The sequence below is a fragment of the Microbacterium sp. KRD172 genome, assembly GCF_017168295.1.
GTDB lineage: Bacteria > Actinomycetota > Actinomycetes > Actinomycetales > Microbacteriaceae > Microbacterium > Microbacterium profundi.
This window is the reverse complement of the sequence record NZ_JABFAS010000020.1, coordinates 1-3,404: the sequence shown is the minus strand read 5'-3', so window position 1 is coordinate 3,404 and position 3,404 is coordinate 1. Positions and strand designations below refer to the sequence as shown.

At 61.7% G+C, this 3,404-nt stretch carries 3 protein-coding genes; all 3 read right to left on the bottom strand.

The annotated features are described in order from the left end of the window. Window positions 1–75: 75 nt before the first annotated feature. From J1M43_RS16220 to J1M43_RS16210, 3 genes are read right to left on the bottom strand one after another with little or no spacing between them, the layout of a single operon-like run. A complete protein-coding gene (locus J1M43_RS16220) occupies window positions 76–513 on the bottom strand; it encodes a virulence RhuM family protein (protein ID WP_206477493.1) in 438 nt (145 codons plus the stop codon). Beyond that, the gene (locus J1M43_RS16215; RefSeq protein WP_241245554.1) at window positions 510–1,922 is read right to left on the bottom strand and encodes a restriction endonuclease subunit S; all 1,413 of its coding nucleotides are present in this window, start codon (window positions 1,920–1,922) and stop codon (window positions 510–512) included. The genes J1M43_RS16220 and J1M43_RS16215 overlap by 4 nt, the downstream gene beginning before the upstream one ends. Before the next feature lie 14 nt (window positions 1,923–1,936). Next, window positions 1,937–3,253 carry a class I SAM-dependent DNA methyltransferase gene (locus tag J1M43_RS16210; RefSeq protein ID WP_274607522.1) on the bottom strand — a complete coding sequence of 439 codons (1,317 nt, stop codon included), beginning with the start codon at window positions 3,251–3,253 and terminating at the stop codon, window positions 1,937–1,939. Window positions 3,254–3,404: the final 151 nt, after the last annotated feature.

Sequence of the window (3,404 nt, the reverse complement as noted above, 5' to 3'; positions counted from 1 at the left end):
CGAGGGCAACGTCACGACGAACTGGAAACAAGCCCTTGAGCAACTCGCCCTGGCTTACCCCGAGCGAATCAACCCCTACCTCTGACCACCAATTCCGAACCGCTTACACAGAAAACTTGACAAGCCCTCGTCCATCGCGAAACCCTTGACCAGGTATTCGCGCAGCACGCTCGTCGCCCACTGCCGAAACTGCACGGCGCGCGGTGTGGTGACGCGGTAGCCGACGGCGAGGATCATGTCGAGGTTGTAGATCTTGACCTCGCGCCGCACTTCGCGCGTGCCCTCCGTGCGAACCATTAACTCAGAGTTAACGGTTGCCGAGCCGACTTCGCCGTCGTCGAGGATGCGACGGATGATCTGCGTGATGTTGGGCAACGACGTGCCGTAGAGCTCGGCCAGCCGCGCCCGCGTGAGCCACACCGTGTCGTCGACCGCACGCAGTTGCATCTGCACGCCGCCCGGTGCGGTGTACAGGATGATCTCGCCGGATTCTCTGGCCCCGTCGTCAGTCATCGGTGCCCTGACTCCGCATCGAGGAACTCGTCGAGTTCATCGTCGACCTCAGGCAGCGCGTCGGTCAGTTCGGGAAGCGTCGTTGCGATCTCCCGCACATCCACCTGCCCGGTGACGACGTCAGACGTGAGGCGCGCGCGGAACTCACGGAGCAACTCAACTTCCTGCCTCGCTCGATCAATCGTCTTCGCCGTGGTCGCGGAGTGCTCGTGGATGTGGGCAAGAATTTCCCGCTGCTCCGAAACGGCAGGAACTGGAACTACGAAGTCCCTGATTTGGCTTGGGCTGAGGTGCGGGACACTGATCCCCGTGAAGATGGGTGCCAAATAATCCTGGAATCCAGATCCCGCCAACAAAAATTTCACCCAGCCTGCTAGCGCAGTCGCTCTTGGGCGAATTCGCGCCACCCGCTGGACAAGCAACGATGGCAAGTCAGTGGGACCAAGCTGTGCCACCCGGACGCCAGAACCGACCACCGGACGATCCATGCCGAGCACCAAGTCTCCAACCCGAAGCGAATAACGGTCGGCACTCTCGGTCGCGTGCTCGGGCCAGCCCACCACGTCGTCCCATCGAACTACATCAACGCCAACATTGATGCCCCGCAGGAGTCGGGTCGTGTCAGGCCCAGATGCGAACCCCACGCTCTCGAACGGAAATCCAGTCAGGAGGTCTACATGCCACCCCAGGCGTTCAGCCTCCCAGTGAGCGGGGATCTGGCCGAGCCAGGGGATGCCCGAATCCTTCAGCGGGACGGACGGGTCGAGGCCACGTGTGACGGTCTGGTGGATGATCGCTCGCTTCTGCTCTTCGAGCAGCGCAATCATCTTGCGCTTCGCGGCGATGGCCCGGTCGATCCGCGCATGCGCATGCCCGAGGTACTTCACGATCGCCGCCTGCTCCCCAAGCGGTGGCACGGACAGCGGGAGCCGCGCGAACCCGTCCGTCGAGAGCTCCATGAATGTCGTACCGGTGGCGTGGGACTGGATTGAACACTCCATGCTCCCCAGCAAATATGAGAGGAAGCGAGAATGCACGTTTCTGGGATCCGGCTCGATCGCCTTACAGCCCTGGCTAGTTGCCAACTCGATACTCGCGACCGCTACCTTCCCGACGGGTGCGCGACTTGTGACGACAATTGCCCCAACAGGAAATACCTCTGCGGAACATGACCGCAGTCCGAGCGCTGTGAGCGTTCTCTTGGTCGACGTGATGTCACCGCTACCATCGAAGTCCACTGCCGTCGCCCACTGGATGGGGCCACCCCAGAAGGCTGGTTCGTTCGAGGTCGGTGTCGCACCCCCTCTGATTCGCGTAATCACGTCCTTCAATCGCAGTCGCGCCCAATGCCGAGGATGAGGTGGAGCGTCTCGCACGTCGGCCGAGTCGGTGTACTTCGGATACGACATAAAATCTCGAAACATCAGCCGACGATCTCGCTCAGCAGATCGTCTGTCTCAGCTTCAAGCGCACGGATATCGGCGCGGATCTCATCGAGCGTGCGCATCGGGGCAGGCTCGTAGAAGTGGCGGGTGAAGCTCACCTCGTAGCCGATCTTCGTCTTCGACTCGTCGATCCAGGCATCCGACGCATAGGGCAGCACCTCTCGCCGCAGGAACGCCTCGATGCCGCTGGCGTACTCCCCCGCCGGCTCCGTCAGCGGAATCTGCTCAGTGTCACTCAACTCGGTGTCGCGCTCATACTCCACGACCCGGGTCTTGCCGTCGACCTCTGCCTCGAACAGCCCGCGCAGCGGGTCAGCGACCACTCCGAGTTTGTGCAGTTTCTTGATGACGGCAGGCGCAGCATCCGCTCGCTCGCTGGCCGCCCGCAGAGCCTTGATCTCGGCGGGCTTGTAGACACGGCCCGGCTCGGCATCGACGAGGCGCAGCGGTCGGTCGACGGCGACCTTGTAGTACCCGAAGTCGGCGTTGTCGAAGATCTTCGAGACCTCAGCATCCGCTTCATCAAACGCATGAAAAGTCGCCATGATCGCGTCGATGTTCGTGGCCGACAGCTCGCAGTTCTTGCTGCCCAGGTTCTTGCGCAACGGCGTGAACCACTTCGTCGCGTCGATCAGCTGCACCTTGCCCTTGCGGCGATCCTGCTTGCGGTTGCTCAGCACCCAGATGTAGGTGGCGATGCCAGTGTTGTAGAAGAGGTTCAGTGGCAGCGCCACGATCGCCTCGACGAGGTCGTTCTCCATCACATACCGGCGGATGTTCGACTCGCCCTGACCCGCATCTCCGGTGAACAGCGACGAACCGTTGTGAATCTCAGCGATGCGACTGCCGGTGACCGTGTCGTTCTTCATCTTGGCGATGAGGTTGGCGAGGAACAGCATCTGGCCGTCACTCGACCGGGTGACCAGGCTGAACTCGGGGTCGCCGTCGTGCTCGACGATGAAGCGCGGGTCGGTGATGCTCTTCGCCCCGCCCATGCGCTCCTGGTCGGTCTTCCACGACTTTCCGTACGGCGGGTTCGAGAGCATGAAGTCGAACTCTTTGCCCGCGAAAGCGTCGTTCGACAGGGTGGAGAACTCGGGTCCGCCCTTGATGTTGTCGGCAGCGCGCCCGTCGCCCTTCAGGATGAGGTCGGCCTTGGCGATCGCGAACGTCTCAGCGTTGATCTCCTGCCCGTACAGGTGCGTGTCGATCTTCTTGCCTGCGGTGAGCTCGTTCAGTGTGTCGTCGGCAACGGTGAGCATGCCACCCGTGCCCATCGCACCGTCGTAGAGCAGATAGGTGAGTGAGTCCGATTGGCTGTGAACGGCGTGGAGGCTGTTAATCGTTGGCAGAGGGTGTTAAGCCCAATGTGTGAATACCGACCTCAACACCCTCCTGATCACACTTTACGTCCATCTCGATGACCGGATCCTGCCCGCGATCGGC

Excerpts from the sequence above, each read along its gene's own strand:
- J1M43_RS16220 (WP_206477493.1), bottom strand. The coding sequence starts at position 513 with ATGACTGACGACGGGGCCAGAGAATCCGGCGAGATCATCCTGTACACC.
- J1M43_RS16215 (WP_241245554.1), bottom strand. The coding sequence starts at position 1,922 with ATGTCGTATCCGAAGTACACCGACTCGGCCGACGTGCGAGACGCTCCA.